This window comes from Nitrospirota bacterium, from assembly GCA_030684575.1.
Lineage (GTDB): Bacteria > Nitrospirota > Nitrospiria > Nitrospirales > Nitrospiraceae > Palsa-1315.
Genome location: JAUXVD010000014.1, coordinates 149676 through 169121 on the forward strand (window position 1 = coordinate 149676; position 19446 = coordinate 169121).

15 protein-coding genes are annotated in these 19446 nt (G+C 56.1%); 9 read left to right on the top strand and 6 right to left on the bottom strand.

What is annotated here, in order from left to right; genetic code table 11:
- Positions 1-2: 2 nt before the first annotated feature.
- The 4 genes from Q8N00_10655 to Q8N00_10670 all read left to right on the top strand — a co-directional run bounded on the left by Q8N00_10655 (position 3) and on the right by Q8N00_10670 (position 5679).
- Complete coding sequence (locus tag Q8N00_10655) at positions 3-1583, top strand: FAD-binding protein (protein MDP2383254.1); 1581 nt, start codon at positions 3-5, stop codon at positions 1581-1583.
- A gap of 80 nt (positions 1584-1663) precedes the next feature.
- On the top strand, positions 1664-2842 hold the full coding sequence (gene sucC / locus Q8N00_10660; GenBank protein ID MDP2383255.1) for an ADP-forming succinate--CoA ligase subunit beta: 1179 nt from the start codon (positions 1664-1666) through the stop codon (positions 2840-2842).
- Positions 2843-3001: 159 nt separating this feature from the next.
- Positions 3002-3874, top strand: a complete 873-nt coding sequence (sucD, locus tag Q8N00_10665; protein MDP2383256.1) for a succinate--CoA ligase subunit alpha — start codon at positions 3002-3004, stop codon at positions 3872-3874.
- A gap of 170 nt (positions 3875-4044) precedes the next feature.
- Positions 4045-5679, top strand: coding sequence for a radical SAM protein (locus Q8N00_10670; protein ID MDP2383257.1), 1635 nt, complete (start codon positions 4045-4047; stop codon positions 5677-5679).
- A gap of 144 nt (positions 5680-5823) precedes the next feature.
- Here Q8N00_10670 and Q8N00_10675 read toward each other — a convergent pair whose 3' ends face one another.
- On the bottom strand, positions 5824-6792 hold the full coding sequence (locus Q8N00_10675) for a VIT1/CCC1 transporter family protein (protein MDP2383258.1): 969 nt from the start codon (positions 6790-6792) through the stop codon (positions 5824-5826).
- A gap of 231 nt (positions 6793-7023) precedes the next feature.
- Between Q8N00_10675 and Q8N00_10680 the strand changes: the two genes are divergently transcribed.
- Both Q8N00_10680 and Q8N00_10685 read left to right on the top strand, forming a co-directional pair.
- On the top strand, positions 7024-7347 hold the full coding sequence (locus Q8N00_10680) for a PilZ domain-containing protein (GenBank protein ID MDP2383259.1): 324 nt from the start codon (positions 7024-7026) through the stop codon (positions 7345-7347).
- 3 nt (positions 7348-7350) lie between these two features.
- Positions 7351-8289, top strand: a complete 939-nt coding sequence (locus tag Q8N00_10685) for a DMT family transporter (GenBank protein ID MDP2383260.1) — start codon at positions 7351-7353, stop codon at positions 8287-8289.
- Between the two features lie 180 nt (positions 8290-8469).
- Here the strand turns inward: Q8N00_10685 and Q8N00_10690 are convergent, their stop codons facing one another.
- Positions 8470-9147, bottom strand: a complete 678-nt coding sequence (locus tag Q8N00_10690) for an OmpA family protein (GenBank protein ID MDP2383261.1) — start codon at positions 9145-9147, stop codon at positions 8470-8472.
- Positions 9144-10301: a hypothetical protein gene (locus tag Q8N00_10695; GenBank protein ID MDP2383262.1), complete on the bottom strand. Its 1158-nt coding sequence runs from the start codon at positions 10299-10301 to the stop codon at positions 9144-9146. The genes Q8N00_10690 and Q8N00_10695 overlap by 4 nt, the downstream gene beginning before the upstream one ends.
- Positions 10302-10818: 517 nt before the next feature.
- Between Q8N00_10695 and Q8N00_10700 the strand changes: the two genes are divergently transcribed.
- The 3 genes from Q8N00_10700 (at position 10819) to Q8N00_10710 (ending at position 15754) form a co-directional block, all read left to right on the top strand.
- Positions 10819-14154, top strand: a complete 3336-nt coding sequence (locus Q8N00_10700; GenBank protein ID MDP2383263.1) for a PAS domain S-box protein — start codon at positions 10819-10821, stop codon at positions 14152-14154.
- Complete coding sequence (locus tag Q8N00_10705; GenBank protein MDP2383264.1) at positions 14135-14794, top strand: response regulator transcription factor; 660 nt, start codon at positions 14135-14137, stop codon at positions 14792-14794. Before Q8N00_10700 ends, Q8N00_10705 begins: the two co-directional genes overlap by 20 nt.
- Before the next feature lie 171 nt (positions 14795-14965).
- On the top strand, positions 14966-15754 hold the full coding sequence (locus tag Q8N00_10710; protein ID MDP2383265.1) for a response regulator: 789 nt from the start codon (positions 14966-14968) through the stop codon (positions 15752-15754).
- 135 nt (positions 15755-15889) lie between these two features.
- Here the strand turns inward: Q8N00_10710 and Q8N00_10715 are convergent, their stop codons facing one another.
- From Q8N00_10715 to Q8N00_10725, 3 genes are all read right to left on the bottom strand, one after another.
- On the bottom strand, positions 15890-16342 hold the full coding sequence (locus tag Q8N00_10715) for a hypothetical protein (GenBank protein ID MDP2383266.1): 453 nt from the start codon (positions 16340-16342) through the stop codon (positions 15890-15892).
- Positions 16343-16603: 261 nt separating this feature from the next.
- Positions 16604-17170, bottom strand: a complete 567-nt coding sequence (locus Q8N00_10720; GenBank protein MDP2383267.1) for a hypothetical protein — start codon at positions 17168-17170, stop codon at positions 16604-16606.
- Positions 17171-17802: 632 nt separating this feature from the next.
- The gene (locus tag Q8N00_10725) at positions 17803-18849 is read right to left on the bottom strand and encodes a hypothetical protein (GenBank protein ID MDP2383268.1); all 1047 of its coding nucleotides are present in this window, start codon (positions 18847-18849) and stop codon (positions 17803-17805) included.
- Between the last annotated feature and the right edge of the window lie 597 nt (positions 18850-19446).

Here is a 19446-nt window from a genome sequence, read left to right on the forward strand (position 1 = left end):
TCATGGACATTCATGCTCTTCAACAGATCGTACACCAGACGCGGGATGCTCGACGCAAGCAGACCTTTCCGAAGCTCTCACCGGTCGATCGCGACCAACTGATTCATCAGTATCATCCGGATTTTCGGGCAAGTGCGTTTCGGCCGATCCGTTTCGGTCCCAATGTGGGGGACAAGACGGCGATCGAGCTGGCGACCTTGCTGGAGGGCGATAGTTCTATTGCCGACGGATTCGATTTGACGCCTCACTACACGACCGATGTGTTGGTGGTGGGCGGTGGTGGGGCTGGTTGTGCTGCAGCGCTTCATGCCCATGGAGCCGGTGCCAAGGTCATGCTGGCGACGAAGCTTCGTCTCGGCGACTCCAACAGCGTCATGGCCCAAGGGGGTATGCAGATTTCGGTGGCACCTGAAGATTCGCCCGTCACGCATTTCGTGGATACGCTGAAGGGCGGCCACATGCAGAACGACCATCAGCTGCTCAAGGTGATGGTCGAAGAAGGTCCGTCGATTGCGAAATGGCTCTTGAGCCTGGGTGTGTTGTTCGATCGTGACGGAGACGGGAATCTCCATGTCAAAAAAGGCGGCGGGAGCTCAAAGCCTCGCCTCCTGACCTGCTCCGACTACACCGGCCTTGAAATTATGCGGGTGCTCAAGGACGAGGTCCTGAATCAGAAGATTCAGCTACTCGAGTTCTGCGCTGCGGTCGAGCTGACGAGTGATGCCAATGGTCATTGCACCGGCGCCATTTTCAAAGACCTCGACAACCAGCGCCACGTCGTCGTCGCAGCCAAGTCTGTCATTCTGGCGACGGGCGGGATCGGCCGGCTCCATATTCAGGGGTTCCCGACCAGCAATCATTACGGTGCGACAGGTGACGGACTCTGCTTATCCTATCGGCTTGGCGCGAAACTCATGCATGTGGATACGTTCCAGTATCACCCTTCAGGCGCCGTCTATCCCGAACAGCTCATCGGGGCCTTGGTGACAGAAGGCATCCGGTCAGAAGGTGGACAGTTGGTCAATGCGAAGGGCGAACGGTTCGTCAACGAACTGGATACCCGTGATGTCGTCTCGGCGTCGATTATTCGGGAATGCGAAGAGGGACGGGGCATTCGAACCATGTCCGGGCGAGTCGGTGTCTGGCTCGACACCCCGCTGCTCGATGCCGCAAGCGGCCCCGGTACGATGGAGAAGCATTTCCCTGCGATGATGCTGCAGTTCGAGCGATTCGGTATCGACATCAGCAAAGATCCCGTGCTGATCTATCCCACGTTGCATTATCAGAACGGTGGGGTGAAGATCGACACGAATTCAGAGACCGACGTGAAGAATCTCTTTGTGGCGGGAGAAGCGTCCGGTGGATTGCATGGGCGCAATCGATTGATGGGAAATTCCCTGCTCGACCTGATGGTCTTTGGTAAACGGTCGGGATTGACGGCCGCGGCGCGTGCGGCTGCCGTGCCACAGGGGAAATTGACGGTCGAGCATCTGAAAGCATTCCGCGCCGAAGCGAAAAAGCATGGCAATGCGAGCGGAGTCGTCTCGCCCATGATCCTGCCGGCATACACAAGAAAAGAATAAGGCTAGCGGCTTGAGGCCAGAGGCAAAGGGTGAGAGGAAGTCTCGCCCCGTGCCCCTCGCCTACGACTGAAGGGAGCGATATGGACGTTCATGAGTTCCAGGCTAAGCAATTGTTCGGGCAATTCGGGATCACGGTTCCGCGCGGGAAAGAGATCACCTCGCCCGAAGCGGGCGCCGCATGGGTGGCAGAGCTCAATACCCCGGTGTTTGTCGTCAAGGCACAAATCCATGCAGGCGGACGCGGTAAAGCCGGCGGCGTGAAGATTACCAAGGATAAGGCGGCTGTTCCAGGCCTGGTCAAGGAACTCATCGGTAAGACGCTCGTCACCCACCAAACCGGTCCCAAGGGGCGGGAAGTGCGGCGATTGCTGATCGAAGAGGGCGCGGCGATTGCCAAGGAATTGTATGTGAGCATCGTCGTCGATCGGGATAGTGGATGGCCTGTGTTTATCGCGAGTACAGAAGGCGGGATGGAGATCGAAGAGGTCGCCGCCCATACGCCGGAGAAGATTATCCGCGAAGCGATCGACCCGGCCGTCGGGTTTCAAGGCTACAACGGGCGAAACATCGCGTTTGCGCTCGGGCTTCCTGCCATGGAGCCAGCCGTGGTGAATCCCTTCGTGCAAATGCTCGGGAATCTCTATCGCATGTTCATGGAGAAGAATGCGGCGATGGTGGAGATCAATCCGTTGGTCATCACCAGCGACAAGAAACTCATTGCGCTGGACGGCAAGGTGTCGTTCGACGATAGTGCGTTATTCCGGCATGCCGATGTGCAGCAGATGCGCGACCTCCATGAAGAAGATCCGCTTGAAGTTGAAGCGGGAGAAAATAATCTGAACTACGTGAAGCTGGACGGCAACATCGGTTGCATGGTGAATGGCGCGGGTTTGGCCATGGCCACGATGGACGTGATCAAGCTGGCAGGCAGCGAGCCTGCGAACTTTCTCGATGTCGGCGGTGGCGCGACCAAGGAAACCGTGGCGGCTGGATTCCGGATCCTGCTCAAGGATCCGAACGTCAAGGGCATCTTCATCAACATTTTCGGCGGAATCGTTCGTTGCGAACGGATCGCTAACGGAGTGATCGAAGCGGCGAAAGAAGTGAAGATTACGGTGCCATTAGTCGTCCGGCTCCAAGGCACGAACGCGGAAGAAGGCCGTAAGTTGCTGGCCGAGTCCGGTCTCAAGTTGGAAGTGGCCGACGATCTGTGGGAAGCGGCGCAAAAAATTGTGAAGTTGACGGGTAAAGCGGCGTAAGAGGAAGAGTGGAGGCACAGGGTTGATCCCCTGTGCTCGCGCAACGCGCGCCCTCAGAAGGGCCTCGTTGGACGCGCGCAGTGGGGGCTCAATCCTGCGCCTCCTAAAAACCGTTTCCCGGTCTAGGGGGAAGTGGAAAAAGAAAGAAATGAGGATATCGTGAGCATTCTCGTTAATAAGCATACGCGGGTGGTGGTGCAGGGGATCACGGGCAAGGAAGGCTCGTTCCATGCGACGCAGTGCAAGGCCTACGGGACGCAGGTCGTTGCGGGCGTGACGCCGGGCAAGGCCGGGCAAGAGGTCGAGGGCATTCCCGTATTCAATACGGTGCGCGATGCCGTGAAGAAATCCCAGTGCGACACCTCGCTGATCTTCGTGCCTCCGCCGTTTTGCGCCGATGCGATTCTGGAAGCGGCCGATGCCGGCGTGAAGTTGATCATCTGTATTACCGAAGGCATCCCGGTGAACGACATGGTCAAAGTGAAGCGCGCGCTGTATGGCCGCGATGTTCGTTTAATCGGACCGAACTGCCCAGGCGTGATAACGGTCGATGAAGCGAAGATCGGTATCATGCCCGGCTTCATCCATAAGAAGGGGATCGTCGGTGTCGTCTCCCGCAGCGGGACCCTCACCTATGAAGCGGTCCATCAACTCTCGACGCTTGGACTTGGTGAAACGACCTGCGTCGGCATCGGCGGAGACCCGGTGAATGGGACAGGCTTCGTCGATGTATTGGCCCTGTTCGAGAAAGATCCCGAGACTCAAGGGATCGTCATGATCGGTGAAATCGGTGGCGATGCAGAAGAGAAAGCCGCTGAGTTCATCAAGAAGAATGTGAAGAAGCCGGTCGTGAGCTTCATTGCCGGAATCACGGCGCCTCCAGGCCGCCGTATGGGCCATGCCGGCGCCATCGTGTCCGGCGGCAAGGGTACGGCAGCTGAAAAGATGAAGACACTCGAAGCGGCCGGCGTCCGGGTGGTAAAGAACCCGGCTGAAATCGGCCATGCGATCAAGTTGGCGCTCGGGCGGTAAGCCGATACCTCTTCTCGTCGTCTGTAAGACATTCAGTGAATGTGGGGATGGGTGAATGATCACCGCATCCCCACTTCGCATGTTGATCCCTCACCTGCTCTTTGCTCTCAATTCATCGGAGCCTCGTTATTTCCCTTCTTCTGTCCCGCTATTCGTGTTACGCTGATCGCATGCGTGTATTTCTGATCCATGTGCGCGATCCCCAGTTCTACGCCCTCCCGGCAAAAACCAGAGCAAAAAACGGTCGTATCAGAGTCATGGGTTTTCCGCCCATCGGCATCATGTCGCTTTCGTCGGTGCTCAAACAGGCCGGCCACGAATGTGTGATGTTCGATCAGGCGAATCCCGATACGCCGAACGAGGTCATCCTCGAAGAGATCAACCGGCAGCAGCCCGATCTGGTCGGCCTCAGTTTCCTCAGTACCACCAGCTATCCCTACGCGAAGATTTTAGCCCGTCAGATTCGTGCCACCAACCAGAAGGTCAAGCTGGCATTCGGTGGCGTCTTTGCGAGCTTGAATGCCGCATTGGTCAAATTGCAGTGCCCTGAAGTGGACTTTGTCTGTCGAGGAGACGGCGAGCAATTGCTCCTCGACCTCCTTGAAAAGTTCGACGATCCCGCTTCGGTCGCCGGGTTGACCTGGGCCAAGGATGGCCAGGTGGTGCAGAACCCAGGACGACCGATGGAGCGCCATCTCGATCAATGGCCTTTCCCTGACCGCGAAGGCCTTCCGCTCGATTTTGTGGAATCGATGCCGCTCGATGTGCCGGCGGTGCTGTCGATGGAGCGGTTCACCACGATGCAGACGTCACGTGGCTGCCCATGGCCCTGCGTATTCTGCGATATTCCAATTTTCAACGAAGGTAAATGGCGTGCGAGGACAGCCGCGCATGTGGTGCGCGAACTCAAGTACCTCGAAGAATGTGGCTATGGGTCGGTCTATTTCGTCGACGACCATTTTCTTCTGCAGCCCAAGCGCATCGAGGCGATTTGCCAGGGTGTGATGGACGAGAAGCTCACGATTCAGTGGGGCATCGAAGGGCGGGTGGACTCCGTCGCGCAGCATTTGTTCCCCGCCATGGCCAAGGCCCATTGCCGGACGGTGATGTTCGGGATTGAAAGCGGGAGCCAGAAGATCCTCGACCGTCTGAAGAAAGAACAGACGTTGGAGGAAGTGGCCACTGCAGTCAGGAATGCCAAGCAGGCCGGCATCGAGATCGTACATGGATTTTTCACCGTGGGTAACCCCGATGAAACGGTCGAAGATATGAACGCCACGTTCGATCTGGCTTCTAAGCTGCCGCTCGACACCTTCGGCTTCAATCGGCTCTGTGTCTATCGCGGAACTCCGCTGTGGCAGGAATATGTGAAGCGCGGCTTGGTCAGCGAAACCACCGATTGGTACAAGTATTTCAAGTGCTCGGAGATCGATCCAACCTGCTTGCCAGGCGAAGTGATCAACGAGGTTCGCCGTCAGGGGCTCAAGCGGCTGTTTATCTATAAGCTCCTGCACTATCCGCTGCAAACGTTCCGGTTGCTACGACGATTTTTGCGTTTCATGCCGGCGCGTGACGTGGGCTACCTGATCATCAAGCCGTTCCTGGGCCAGAAGAAGGGCGCCACGAAGGCGGAGGTGCTTTCGCGGGCGGTCGAGCATGGCGAGATGAAGGATGCGGCGGCACAGATGACGCAGATGACGGACGAAGTGCTTCAGCATGTGATGGAAGAATCGCGGCTGGAACGGTTACGCATTCAGCAGGAAGCGGAAGGGTCGCGCGAGTTACCCATGGTCCACAGTCGCTAAGGCAGGATGCTGAACCCGTCCGCCAGCATCGTTCTCGGTTCGCAAGAATCCTCAACGTACCCCTGAGGGTACGCCTCCGGTTCTTGCTTCTCCTGCGGCCTTGCTGGACGAACGTGTTGAGCATCCTGCAAGTCCGTTCTCCTGCTACACCGCAATCCCCCAGATCTGTTTCGCCGCCAACCCAATTGCATAGCTCACGCTCACCGCGAGAGTGATGATCACGAGGTTCAGCAGGATCCGGCGTTTCATCTCCATCCCTGACAAGAACGCAAGAACTGAAGACACGAGGATGACCATGGTGCCAGCCGTCAGGACGGACACCAGTGCGTCCTTTGCACCAAAGAGCACCGGGAGCACCGGCACCAATGCGCCGATGACATAGGCGCTACCGACAAATAACGCTGACGTTAACGGCTGTTCTTGCATCTCTGCTGAGCCGGTCTCCTCTCCAAGGAATCTCTTCTTCGCCGCCTCCATGGCGCGCACTTCTTTTTCTGAATTCAGCGCCAGAAACGCCCCGGCTGCCATCGACAATGCACCGGCCACCGCCGTGGTCGAGGCGGCGATCAAGACGGTCGCGGCGTCACCAAAGGCGCCGAAAAATCCGCTGACTGCACCGAGGATTTCCACTAAGCCGTCATTGAGGCCCAGGAAGATATTTCGGATCTTTTCGGGATTGATTTTTCGCTCGGTCAGTTTCGTGACGAGCACATCCTCATGTTTGAACTCGTCTTGCAGAATCCCTTTGAGGGCTTCGCCCAGGGGTTGGCCTTGGTAGGAGTTCCAGAGGGCGAGATACTTTCTGACCCCGTAGACTTCGATGGCTTCCAAGACGAGATGGACCGCGGTGGAGCCGAACAGGCGGCAGAGCCATATAAAGCACCACAGCTTCAGCCGACGCCCCAGGTTGAGACGTTCCAACTGCATGTCGAAGAATTTCTGCCAGAAGGCCAGGTGCCTTGTTTCGATCAGCACTAATTCACCCAGTGTATTTTTGGCATCCACATCTGCCGAAATATCCCGCAGTGCTTTGTAGAGCGAAAGGTCGAAGAGCTCATCAAGGATGAGCAGTCGTGCGAGCGTGGGGTCGTATCGATGAGGGGTCGGCATCATGCCATTCCAACGGCTTGAATTCGTTGAAAGATCGGCTGCTGGTCGGGAGGATTATAACAGAGACCCAGCGGGTTCTCGCCCACAAACTCCAGCCGCCAGGCGGTGGCTTAGATCCGATGTTCTGTGGGCTATCGAGGGCCTGCTATACTTCGGAAGAACTCGTTCTTCTTCGTTCTACTCGGTCGTGCACGGATAGATTATGAGCCGGACGTATGAAAGGGTGCTGACGATATGACGCAGAAGCGGGAATTCTTCAGAGTCGCGATCGAACGGAATGGCCAGATCAGTCGAGGGGCTGAGGTTGTTCCGTGCGAAGTGCTCGACCTTACGGAAAAGGGATTTCAAATTCGCACGGACCTTGCTGGCGCAATTGGAGATAGGCTTGAACTTGAGTTCCAGCTGACCAAGGCAGCCTCGATCCACTGCACGGTCGAGATTACCCATGCAGCGGCCCCTCAATTCGGCGCACGCATCACGAGGATTTCTCCTGAGCATCAGGGCCACCTTTCGCAATTCATCGAACAATTGAATCTACTCAATCTCACCGGGTTCTAATTCATGGCCACGCCTTCCGAAAAGTCGAGCGGTTCGTCAGGGGAACCGCATGCCGCCGAGCCATACTTCTATCTCCTCAGCGCAATCCTGCTGCTCAGCACCGTGCCGTCCGTGACGAAGGCTGTCTTCCTGCACAGCGCGGTTGATCCACTCGGGATGGCGTTCATCAGAGTGATGAGCGGATTCATCTTTCTGCTTGCGGTGACCTTTGCCCAGGACCGCAGAGGGCTGAGCGCCCTGACAGCCGAGGATCTGCTCAGGCTGACCCTGTTGGGAGGGCTCGGTGTGGGTTCGTATGTGATCGCGGCCTGGGGCCTTCGGCTCACCAGCGTCACCCATTATATTGTGATCTACAGTCTGCTCGCACCACTCACAGCACTTCTCAGCGTGCTGATGGGAAAGAGCCAGAGCAACTCCCTCAAGATGATCGGCATTGCGATTTCTCTGTTGGGGGGTGGGATAGCCATGTCAGAGAAGCTGGCACATTTTCAAACAGATTTTGGATTCGGCGACCTGCTGATCCTCCTGTTCACCATCATGATGGCCGCGCACCTGGTTTGGAGCGCCAATATCGTAAAGCGGTACGGGGCCATGACCGCCAATACGGTCATGTTTGGCAGCAGCGCCTGTGCGCTCTTGCTGGTAGCCTCGGTCTGGTCACGGACAACGCTCGACGATTTCTCGATGCCGATTGTTTCCTCCGTGCTCTACATTGGAGTCGCGACGGCCTCCGTCTTTCTCCTGCGCTATCGGGCGCTCCAACGCATCTGTCCCGCCACGGTCGCGGTATACCAGAACATCACCCCTGTGGGTGGGATTATCTTTGCCCACTTCTACTTGGGGGAGCCGATCCAGTTCGTCACCATGGTGGGTGGTCCGATTATTCTTCTCGGCGCTGAAGTGGTTCGCAGAGCCGATCAACTGCAATTGAAGCCCAGCTAGCCAGCTCCGCCGTTCTTCCGCGCCGGGGTGGCGGGTGCGACGGCTGAGGTTGTCCCACCTTGATGCGTGGTTCCCTCCCTCTCCAGCCTATAGAGATCCTATCCCTGTCGGCTACCTGATGCCTGCTGTACTATCTCGGAATGGATAACTAGAACTAGGGGATCGTTGGTGTGGTGGCGATTATAGATGTTTGGTTGAAGGCTCTAGCTGGTGCAGCTGTTCGGCCGAGCGGAGTCGAATCTTGAAAATCACCCGGCGGCTTTTCTCTCGATTGACGATCGCCGGCGCATCATAGATCAGATCTTGTCTGCCACGGCCGGTCGCCGACGTGATTTCTTGAAAACATTGATAGGCTGATGGCACGTTAGCCTGCACGATCTCCATCCCCTTCACCATGACTGCCAGCGAACGCTCCTGGCTCAATTTCAAATTAAAAGCATCGCTGCCGTGATCATCGGTATGGCCTTCGATGGCGAGCGAGTCGATTTTGTCGTGCAGCGGACCGCATAAGGCCCCCACGTAGAAGGGGAGGGCATCCGCGAGAAACTGATCCGAGGTCGAGGACAACGTGCTCTTTCCGAACTCAAACGTCAGCCGGTTTTCCGGGACTACGATCAGGAGCGCGAGTGGGTCGCGGGGGTCCGCATCGAGCGAGAGCCCCAATTGCTGAATATGGTCACGGAGAGCGGTCTGCACATCCTGTTTATTTTCTTGCAGCTCAGACTGCGCGGCAGAGGAAGTTTTGGTGATCTGCGCGGCGAAGAGCAAGATGAACACGACCGCGAGTGAGGTCATGAGATCGGTGATGCCGATGGTGGTGTGGGAGACGCCGGCTCCCTGTGGGGTTGCGCGGGTCATTCGGCAGGCCCTTGCGTGGATACGAGCGATCGCTTCGGCCAGAACCGGCTGCTCTCAGAGCGCCCGCTGCCAGACGCGGTTCGCTGCTGATTGAGCCGGTCCGTCAGGTGGTTCATGAGATCGTCGAGCCTCGCGGTCGCCTGCGTCTGCTGGTTGTGCATCGTCTTGAGCAGCGTCGTGAGTTCATGGATAGAATCGTTCAGCTTGTTCATCGGCGCGGTGAATTCTTCACGGATCACGCGCGGGAGCTCGGTCGTCATGCGGCGTCCGGTTGCCTGCTCATCCTGTTTCAATTTTGTGAAGGATCGAACCGCCGATGTGAGCTCGGCAAGAGGAGCCGTCAGGCTGTCTGTGCCCATTCCTCCCATCCGTTCCCTCGGTTCTCCACCGGCAGCCTGCAGGCCTTTTCCCTGCACTTGATGCGCCGGCGTGAGTTGTTCGAGCATCTGCTCCATGGTTTTTCGGGGAAAGAGTTTGTCGATGAGGCCCAGGAACGAATGGTGTTCGTTCATCAGACGGAAAACCATCGGTTTTTCGATGAGCGTGAATAGATTGGCGGCGATGAGTCCGACGATAGACGTGAGGAATTTTCCGGCCAATCCATTGATGAGCCCTTGAATGCCGACGATCTCCTGTCCCTCCGCGTGAAGTTTGCTGAGACCGATAAATAAGGCGAGGAATGTCAGCAGCAAGCCGATCCCCGTCACCAGAGACGGCAGTTGGCTGTAGAAGGCCAGATTGACGCGATGGCTCAGTAGCGTGTCCTGCGTGAAGATATCTTCCGCGCGGCGGGTGCTGAAAATGCGCGGTTCCACGAACCAGGGGACATGCTCCAGGATCAGGGTCTTGCGGAATTGACCCCAGGGTTGCCGAAACATGGGCTCTTGCTGCATGGCCGTTTCGAGGGTGCTCAGATCGTCGCAGTCAATCCGTTTGGGCGCTGATGTGGGTTGCCCGGCTGGGGCCGTAAGTCCCACCAGCGCACGACTCGTGAAGCGCTCACGATCCAAGTCTCCACGCTCATTCGCCAGGGTGGTCAGCATCGGCCGTAGTCGATCAAACGGACGCTGGGCGCCGGATATTTCCCTGCGTAGCCGCATGACCTGCCAGAGGAAGAAGAGCACGATCCCGAACGACCCAAGCCAGCTCAACATCGGGCTTTGGGGTCCTCCGAAGAAGGAAGCATCACGGCTCAAGAATTCCCACAGACTGGACGTATCGATCATTGCATCCTCAGTTCATGCACGATGGGCGCCTTTGTGCTTCAACGTCAGACATAGCCTTCTCAATTTTCGTGCCGCCCATCACAGAACCAGAATCATTCAGAAGTCCCACGATTTGTCTGCTGCGTGGAATCTGAATATCGCTTGCCGGGCAAAGAATGCCGGTGCTGTCGGCACATTTGTCCCCTCTGAGAACAGAAAGGCCGGCAGGCTGTTTGTCATAGATGGAGGTCGTGGGCACCTTGACAAAATACCTGTATTAACGTACTCCCACTCTCTATTCAGGAGCTTGCGATCCGCAATGCTCCGAGCCTGCGCAGAGGAATGATCTTATCCGCTATGGGAAAGCTGCGTCCGGCTTGCTCATTGTTTCTCCTCATCTTTTCGAGACAGACGTCTCCTTTTTTTTGCGAGGCTACCGGCCATGGCTAGGCATGCTCTTCTTTCCATGACACAGCGATCGATCAACCAGCGTCGAGGGATGTCCCTCGCCATTGTCCTCGGAGCGGCGGCGGCCTATGAGCTGGCATTTGCGTCCCTGTACCAGATAGCGGGCGACGTCGTGGCCGCATTCACCGTGATACCGGTGGCAGTGGCCGGATGGCTGCTGGGGGCTCGTGTTGGCCTTGTTGCCGGACTGCTCGGGAGTGCGTTGAATATCATGAACTTCACTCTGGTTGGGAAGGTCGGGTGGGAAGTTGTGATTAGATGGTGGCCGATTGTGGTCGCGAGCCTCGCGCTTGGGTTGATGGCCGGCTGGGCGGGCGAGCGTGCCGCCCATGCTAAACGAGAGTCTCGTGAATCGAATCAAGAACGGGACAAGTTTTTTGACCTATCCATGGACCTTCTCTGTATCGCAGGAGCCGACGGCTATTTCAAACGGCTTAATCCGGCATGGGAGCGAGCGCTGGGGTTCAGCCGGGAAGAACTGTGCTCGAAACCCTTTATGGAGTTTATTCATCCCGATGACCGTCCGCGTACGAAAGACGTCCTGGAGAAGCTTTCGCGCGGGGAACCGGCCATCAACTTCGAAAATCGATATCGATGCCATGATGGGTCTTATCGATGGCTGACATGGGTGAGCCCGGCTCCGAAACAGGAGCCGCCGATGTTGTATGCGACCGCTCGCGACATCACCGAGCGCAAACGGATCGAAGAGGCGTTGCGCGAGAGCGAGGAGCGTTACCGGCTCCTCACTGACGCCACGTTCGATGGCATCGCCATCCACGATCAAGGGATCATGATCGAAGCGAGTTCAGGTTTGGAACGGATGTTCGGGTATGGCCCGGGAGAACTCATTGGCAAACATGTGCTGGACCTTGTAGCCGATGAATCCCGCGAGATGGTCATCGCCAATATGAGGCAGGGAGGGCAAGGTCCCTACGAATCCGTGGGACGGCGTAAAGACGGCTCAATATTCTATGGAGAAGTCGTCGTCAAACCCTACCGGTATAAGGGGCGGGATGTCCGCCTCGTGGCGGGTCGCGACATTACTGAGCGCAAACAGATGGAACAGGCGCTGTGGCCGGCGAACGATGAGTTGGAACAGCGGGTGGCTCAGCGAACGAAAGAACTCGTGGTGGCGAACGACGCCCTTTGCCACGCCCGAGCATGGCAGCGCGACTTGATCGAAGCGATCCCGGGGATCGTATGGGAGTGCAACGCGCGGACTTGGCGGTTTTCGTTCGTCAACCACCAGGCCGAATTGGTGCTCGGCTATCCCGTGCAGCGGTGGCTCGACGAGCCGGACTTTTGGCAAACCCACATACACCCGGACGATCGAGACGGGGTCATTGAGTATTGCCTCGCATCTTTGCGGGACACACGCAAATACTCGTTCGAATATCGGATGATTGCCGCCGATGGACGAACCGTGTGGCTCCAGGACATTGTGACGGTAGAGACCGACGAGCAGGGCCCGGCGATTCTGCGAGGCATCATGTTGGATATCACCGAGCGCAAGCGGGCGGAGGAGGCATTGCGGGAAAGCGAAGCGCGCTTCCGGAGCCTGTTCGAGGAGGTGCCGATCGCGTATCAATCGCTGGACATCGAGGGGAGGTACCTCGATGCCAACAAGGGACTGTGCACATTACTCGGATACTCCCCTGATGAGCTTCTGGGCAAGCCGTTCGACGACTTTTGGCCCTCTGACACGCGGCAGTTCTTTCCTGATGAACTCAGTCGCTTCATACGGAACGGCGGCGAGACCAAGCATCTCAGGCTCAGGAGAAAGGACGGGAAGGAAATCGCCGTCATCCTGAACGGCCGTGTCCAGCGCGACCTGAAGGGGAACTTTGTGAGGGCGCACTGTATTCTGACCGATATCACGGATCAAAAATTGATCGAGGAGGACTTGCGCCGCTCGAAGATCTTTATCGACTCCGTGCTTGAAAATCTCCCCAGCATGATTTTCGTGAAGGAGGCGAAGGATCTTCGTTTTTTTCGCTTCAATAAGGCAGGGGAGGAGTTGTTGGGATATCGCCGGGATGAACTCTTGGGCAAGAACGACTACGACATCTTTCCAAAAGAGGAAGCCGACTTTTTCATAACCAAGGATCGGGAAGTCCTGCGCAGCGGTTGTCTGCTGGATATTCCGGAAGAGCCCATTCAGACCAGAGGAAATGGATTGCGGTTTCTCCACACGAAGAAGATTCCAATCTGCGGCACCGATGGCACGCCACAATATCTATTGGGCATCTCGGAGGACATCACTGATCGCAAGCAGGCGGAGGAAGCACTTCAGCAGAACGAAGCTCGACTAAATGCAGCGCAGCGCATCGCGCATATTGGAAGCTGGGATCTGGACTTGGTCGAGAATATACTCACGTGGTCCGATGAAATTTACCGTATCTTCGAGATCGATTCCTCGCATTTTGGAGCTTCCTATGCGGCATTCCTTGAGCTGGTGCACCCTGATGACCGCCAATTTGTCAACGAGTCCTATACTGAATCGGTCGCCGATAGGACTTGTTATAATATCGAGCACCGGCTGCTCATGTCCGACGGGCGGGTCAAGTTCATTCACGAGCAATGCGAGACGTTTTACTCGCCGGGTGGCCGCCCAACTCGCTCGATCGGTACGACTCAAGACATCACCGATCGAAAACAGGCGGAAGAGGCATTGCGAAAGAGCGAGGAACAGCTTCGCAAAGTGCTGGAAGAGCGGGAGCAGCTTTCCCAGGACCTCCACGACAACATCATTCAAACCATCTATGCGATTGGGATGAGCCTTGAGGAATGTCGCTATCTCGTTCAAGAAGATCGTCAGACGGCCGACAAGAAGCTGGAGCATGCAGTCGTCTGCTTAAACAGAGTCATTTCAGACGTGCGGATGTATATCGTATGGGACAAGCATGACGAAATCAGCGGGCAGCAGTTCTGTGCGAAGCTGACCGAGCTGGCCGTGACCATGGAGAGCGTGCAGGGGATTCATTTTTCTCTCGATCTCGCGGTGGAAGCCGCCAGGCGGTTGACTCCGTTGGGCGCGTTTCATATTCTTCACATCGTGCAAGAGGCGATGAGCAACAGCCTTCGCCATTCAAAGAGCCGAAGCGGTCATGTCTCCCTGCAGATGAAAAATGGGCGCATCTGCCTTGAGGTCACCGACGAGGGGGTCGGGTTCAATTTCACGGACGCTCTCGGACAGGGGCACGGGTTACAGAATATGACTGCGCGAGCGCACAAGCTTGGCGCGAACTTTCAGATCATCTCAAAACCTGGATCGGGGGTTCAGATTCTCGTCGAACTCTCGCTGGAGGATCAGCATGCTCGCGCAAGCAGTTAAGCCGGTTCGGTTGCTCCTCGTGGACGACCACGAGGTGGTTCGTATGGGCCTGGAGACGTTGTTCCGAAGAGCCGGGACGGTTCAAGTGGTGGGTGAGGCGAATACCGTCGCGTCCGCCGTCACCGAGGCGATCCGTCTTCGACCCGACATCGTGCTGTTAGATCTCCGCTTGCCTGACGGCAGTGGCATTGATGCGTGCCGGGAGATTATGGGGACATGTCCCGGCACACATGTCGTCTTTCTCACGTCGTTTGCGGATGAGCATGCGGTATTGTCGACTACGTTTGCCGGTGCGAAAGGGTATCTCTTGAAAACGATCGGGGGGACAGCCTTGGTTCAGGCCATTCACGCCATAGCCGGCGGGCAGTCCATTCTCGATCCCGCCGTGACGGAGTCTGTCCTCGTTCGTATGCGATCCCTTTCGACGATGGACGCCAATAGCCAAAATGTCATGTTGTCTCCCCAAGAGCAACGGATCTTGCCCTTGGTGGCCGATGGAAAGACCAACAAGGAAATTGCCGTCACTCTCGGTCTGAGCGACAAGACGATCAAAAGTTATCTGTCCAATATCTTTGAGAAGCTTCAAGTCACCAGCCGCACGCAAGCCGCCGCCATGTTCATCAAGCAGCATCCCAACTAGCTCCATTCGGCGGTAGCTGAGTACCGCCGAAAAACCTACGCTCCCATCGCCTTCCGCCGATACCCCGTTTCCCACTTCTGGTCCATAGTGCTGGGAAGTGGAGATCTGATTTGTGGTATTGGCAGCAAGCGCCATGTGTGGCGACATTAACCAGAGAGTCGTCATAAGCTGATGGCGACGATTCTTCTGATTGCGGAAGAAGGGAGACTCCTTGAGCAGCTCGATGCCGCATTACGCCTGTTGGGGCATACGGTCACCCTCGCAACCGAGGAGCAGACGGGCTGGATGCTCTTCGAGTCAACGCATCCCGACATTACCATGCTGAGCCTCGACCTTTCAGAAGCTGCTGGGATTGATCTGCTCCGGAAGCTGCGGGACGCCGATTCTGAAGCGGTTGTCATCGGGTTAACAGGGGATGAAACAGGCGAGCAGCATCGTGCCGCCCGTGAGTTGGGCGCCAGCGTGGTACTTCAGAAGCCGTTCATGCCGGCAGATCTGGACCAGGCTCTTCGCCAGCTGTCACCATCGCCTGACTTTGCCGCTCTAAGTGGCTGCCCAATAGCTTCAGTCCTTGTTGTCGATGATGAGGTGCCGATCCTGCAACTCCTTCGCAAGACGCTCGAAGGGGCAGGCTACCAGGTCTGGGAGGCATTGACCGGGAATGAAGGGCTGCGGCAGGTCTGTGCACAGCCCATTGATGTGGTGATCACCGATATCCTGATGTCAGACATGGATGGTCTGGAGATGATCGGGGAGCTGCATCGGAACTTCCCGAAGGTCCGAATCATCGCGATATCCGGCGGAAGCAAATATTTGGATTACTGTGCCGTCGCCAAGATGTTGGGTGCCCACGAAACACTGAACAAGCCGTTTGAGCTGCAACAGCTTCTGGAGGCAGTCGCCCGGCAGGTTGGCGAGATGTCTCACTCGGATATCAGGACGACCGACCCTCCCGTATAGACGTTCACCCCACACAACGAATCCTCATCACAAGAGTATCAAGAAACTTTACGAGTTCTACTGGATGGAGACGGGCGTGGGATTCGGAGCGTATCGCCGAGAGCTCGGACCAGATCGGACCGTCAAAACCTCGGCTTAACGCAATGAGATGACCAGGACTGTGAGCCACACGATGGCGAACACAAAGGGTGAGAAGAGCAGATACCACTTCGACGGAACTGCGCCAAAGGCTCTTGAAATAGGTGAGACACGTTCCCGATAGGGCGTGGTCTGCAGGATCGAAAATCTGGAGTCGTTGGGGTATCGCGATTGGAGTTCTTGCAGCTTATGCTGCCAGATGTCTTGGAACAAGACCGTTCTCCCGATCGAGAACATCCAGATCAGACAGAAGACCGCCGCCGCCAAGTAGACATACCACTTCGACCCGCTCACGCCGCCGCTGATGTTGACCGCAGAGGCCAGCAGACCGTTCACCGCCAGCAGCATCTGCAGCTTGGTCGTCTTGATCGGATTTTCCTTCGACCATAAATCGAGGAGCACCTTGTAGTTCAGATAATCCTGCTCGATTTGGTTTCCCTGGTCACTCATCGTGAAATCTCCGCGATTAACTCGTGTGGAGCATAGACGTGAGAGATGCCCGAGCAACGATAAGCAAAGAGGACTATTCAGTCAAGTGCGTATCTGTATGGGAACGCAGGTGGGGGCGCTCCGTACATACATCCCTGGCCAAGCCTCGATGTGGCTCCACTCCTCCGGTGACTCGGTTTCCACCAGGCCCTGCTACCTACTGCATGAGGAAACTCAGAAGGTCTCCGGCTTCTTCTGTGCACGAAGAGCCTCAATTCCTATTTAGGTTTGCAACTCGGGGATCGCAGTGACAAATAAATCAAAAAGATGCCCATCTCCCTTGGAGCGCTCCTCGCATTTCGAGACAAACTCGACAGGGATCTCGAACAGGGACGACGCCCCTTTCCTTGGGTGAGGAGACGTAAGGATATGAAAGTTTTTTTCACGAGTCAGATAACGGTCTATCTCCTCGTCCGCGGCATACCCAACATAGAAAATGATCCCATTGTGCTTCTGAATCTCCAGCGCGAACGTATCGCCTCGCGTTGCGCGTAACGTGACGACGTTGCACAGGGAGAACCCATATACACCATTCGGCACATCTTCTATTTTTATTCCCTCTTCCTGTTCGGTGAGGGCTCTCAGTTGATGCTGGTGCCGCAGCCTCAGTACCTCTCTAGGGACTGCATCCCCCTCCGGGATCTTTTCGGCATAACGCTGCGTGCTTTTCGCTGGCTGGTCGCTACTCCACATGTCGGTGACATGAATCGAAGAATTCAATCCGACGAGATACACCACCCCTCCCAACCCAAGGGGCACAGCGATGAGAAGCAGAACCCACCGTTTCATGACTGATAGAATACGCCCAAGTACCTCTGAAGTAAAAAGAAGCCTGCATATGAGGGGTGGAAGGAAGGCGTTAGACCCTATCGTTTTGAGCGAGGTCAACACAGGAGTACGCAAGTAGGCTGCAAGAGCTGAGGGGTAGAAGATTGCGAGCCGTGACATCCCGAGCTGATCAACATTCTAGAGCTGCTCGTCCAACCAGATTCCTCATCGCAACGGCACACGGAATTTGTTCATTTCTGAGCCTGGCCGATCCTCGGCGGGTCCCCGCGCCTCCGGTGACCTCCGTTCCGCCAGCCCCCCCTATGGCAACAGGAAATTTCGAATGTCCAAATTTTCTTGTCTGGGAAGAGCGCATGCCAGATAGCTTATGGCTCGGAGCAAAACGGAGCGTGGGAACCAAGAGGGAGCTCGCCCGTCGCCATCGGCGAGTCGTCAGACTTCGGCAGGAGCTGGGTGTCTGACACCTTTTTCTTTCCAATCCCTGTAGAATTGAACACTAACGACCAGGATAAACCTTCAGGCCGGTCAGTAGCCAATCGAATTATTTTGGTTGGGAACTAACCAACAAGGCTTCAGCTTTTCGAGCGATCCTCTGCGGAAAAATATTGGCTAGGATGATCACATTCCCAATATCATTCTGCATATGGCAACCTGATGCGTTGATTTGGTTCTAATCCAAGTGTCTGGTAGAGCTCAGTGCGGATCATAAAGCTCATGGCACCCGCAGTACGTCCCTTGAGCGCGGGTACCGAATCCGCTGCGTCGATTAGAACTAATTCCCATTCAGCTACTGTGATGGTCACATCCTCGCCAGGGTGTGCTTTTTTGATTCTGGCACGAGCCCATTTCTTCCAGTAGTCGTCAAAGGCCCTATGTTGCGCACGCGGTAGAAGAACAGTTAATGCGTGATCACGGACATAATTTGACAGTTCGCTGACAGATGAACTGTTTACCATATGCGCAGATTCAACATTTTTGCCTGAACCTAATCGGAAAGCCGTCTTCTCCTTGTGTTGCTGTGCTGCAAGGTCCACGTTCAAGCCAGATCTCTGACCTTCTTTAATCATCGTCTCGCCCAGGCCCGTGGGTGCTGCCCCAGTGGCCTGCAAAAAACGCTGGACGGCCAGGGCGACGGCCCGGTTCGTCTCCGCCCTGTTGACCTCGAGCTGCTGTTGGGTGACGCGGTCTAACGTGACATTCGCGTTCAGGCGCTGCTGGGTAACACGATCGGCCGCCCGGTTGGCCTCGATCCGACTGGCCTCTGTCCGCTGCTGGTTGACGCGGTCCGCCGAGTGAATGGCCTCCACGCGACTGGCCTCTGTCCGCTGCTGGTTGACGCGGTCCCCTGACCGAATCGCATCCCGCCGTGACGTATTTTCTCTAGGATTAAGAATGCGATTAAAATCGACCTTGGGCGTTTCCTGTTTTCTATCAAACTGGCGCGCGGCGTCGTTGCGTGCCCGGCGTGAAGCCTCCTGCTGCGCGGCCTGTCGTGCGGACTCACGCGCACGATCTTCCTGTCGACTGGCATTATCCCGTGCTAGGCGGCTGGACTCCTCCCGTGCGCGCGCGCCATAATCATCACGCGCCCATAGGGGGGCGAGCTGGGCGGAAACACCGAAAATGAAAAGAACTGAAATACAAGCTAGACAGTTGAGAACTATCCTCCACTTGTCCATTTAAACCCTCGCCCCAGAATCTGCATCATATCTGCCCTACATTTAGGCACAACCTCGAACCCGCATACGCCCGGTATTCAAAATGCGTGAAAGAGACTCGTTTCAATCGCCAACTTCCAACGACTCATGGTTATTATCTTTTCCAATCGCAAAATCAATCAGCAATAAATGTGCCGACTAAAATGGGAAGTACTAGTTTTTTCAGGCTAACATAAACAAGCATTTGAAAGGACTACTCTCGATTTTCAAAAGAGGAAAGTATCTAAAAAGAGCCACCTAGAGTATCAAATGAGGTACAGCAGAAAGACCAACCGACATCCCGCTCCAAGCAGGTACCTGCGCTGGTTCAGAACTCTGCATTCCCCGACTTGGTCACTCACCAGTCGAGATCCCCAACTTGCGGAGGTCCTCTCGCGTATCCCCCTACCGGTCCACTGAAAATCCAGGATGACCTTTCTGACTGACCGATGAGCAGTCTAAAGTCGCAGGCGAACATGGGCTCTCGAACGAAACAGACTCAGCAGAATTGACAAACATAAGGCTGATGACCTTAAACTTTTCATAACGAAGACCACCTACGTCGGGTTTGACGGAGTC

Bases quoted from the DNA above. Each gene is read 5' to 3' on its own strand.
- Q8N00_10655 (MDP2383254.1), top strand. From the start codon at position 3: ATGGACATTCATGCTCTTCAACAGATCGTACACCAGACGCGGGATGCT.
- sucC (MDP2383255.1), top strand. From the start codon at position 1,664: ATGGACGTTCATGAGTTCCAGGCTAAGCAATTGTTCGGGCAATTCGGG.
- Q8N00_10670 (MDP2383257.1), top strand. From the start codon at position 4,045: ATGCGTGTATTTCTGATCCATGTGCGCGATCCCCAGTTCTACGCCCTC.
- Q8N00_10675 (MDP2383258.1), bottom strand. From the start codon at position 6,792: ATGATGCCGACCCCTCATCGATACGACCCCACGCTCGCACGACTGCTC.
- Q8N00_10680 (MDP2383259.1), top strand. From the start codon at position 7,024: ATGACGCAGAAGCGGGAATTCTTCAGAGTCGCGATCGAACGGAATGGC.
- Q8N00_10685 (MDP2383260.1), top strand. From the start codon at position 7,351: ATGGCCACGCCTTCCGAAAAGTCGAGCGGTTCGTCAGGGGAACCGCAT.
- Q8N00_10690 (MDP2383261.1), bottom strand. From the start codon at position 9,147: ATGACCCGCGCAACCCCACAGGGAGCCGGCGTCTCCCACACCACCATC.
- Q8N00_10695 (MDP2383262.1), bottom strand. From the start codon at position 10,301: ATGTTGAGCTGGCTTGGGTCGTTCGGGATCGTGCTCTTCTTCCTCTGG.
- Q8N00_10700 (MDP2383263.1), top strand. From the start codon at position 10,819: ATGACACAGCGATCGATCAACCAGCGTCGAGGGATGTCCCTCGCCATT.
- Q8N00_10705 (MDP2383264.1), top strand. From the start codon at position 14,135: ATGCTCGCGCAAGCAGTTAAGCCGGTTCGGTTGCTCCTCGTGGACGAC.
- Q8N00_10710 (MDP2383265.1), top strand. From the start codon at position 14,966: ATGGCGACGATTCTTCTGATTGCGGAAGAAGGGAGACTCCTTGAGCAG.
- Q8N00_10715 (MDP2383266.1), bottom strand. From the start codon at position 16,342: ATGAGTGACCAGGGAAACCAAATCGAGCAGGATTATCTGAACTACAAG.
- Q8N00_10720 (MDP2383267.1), bottom strand. From the start codon at position 17,170: ATGAAACGGTGGGTTCTGCTTCTCATCGCTGTGCCCCTTGGGTTGGGA.
- Q8N00_10725 (MDP2383268.1), bottom strand. From the start codon at position 18,849: ATGGACAAGTGGAGGATAGTTCTCAACTGTCTAGCTTGTATTTCAGTT.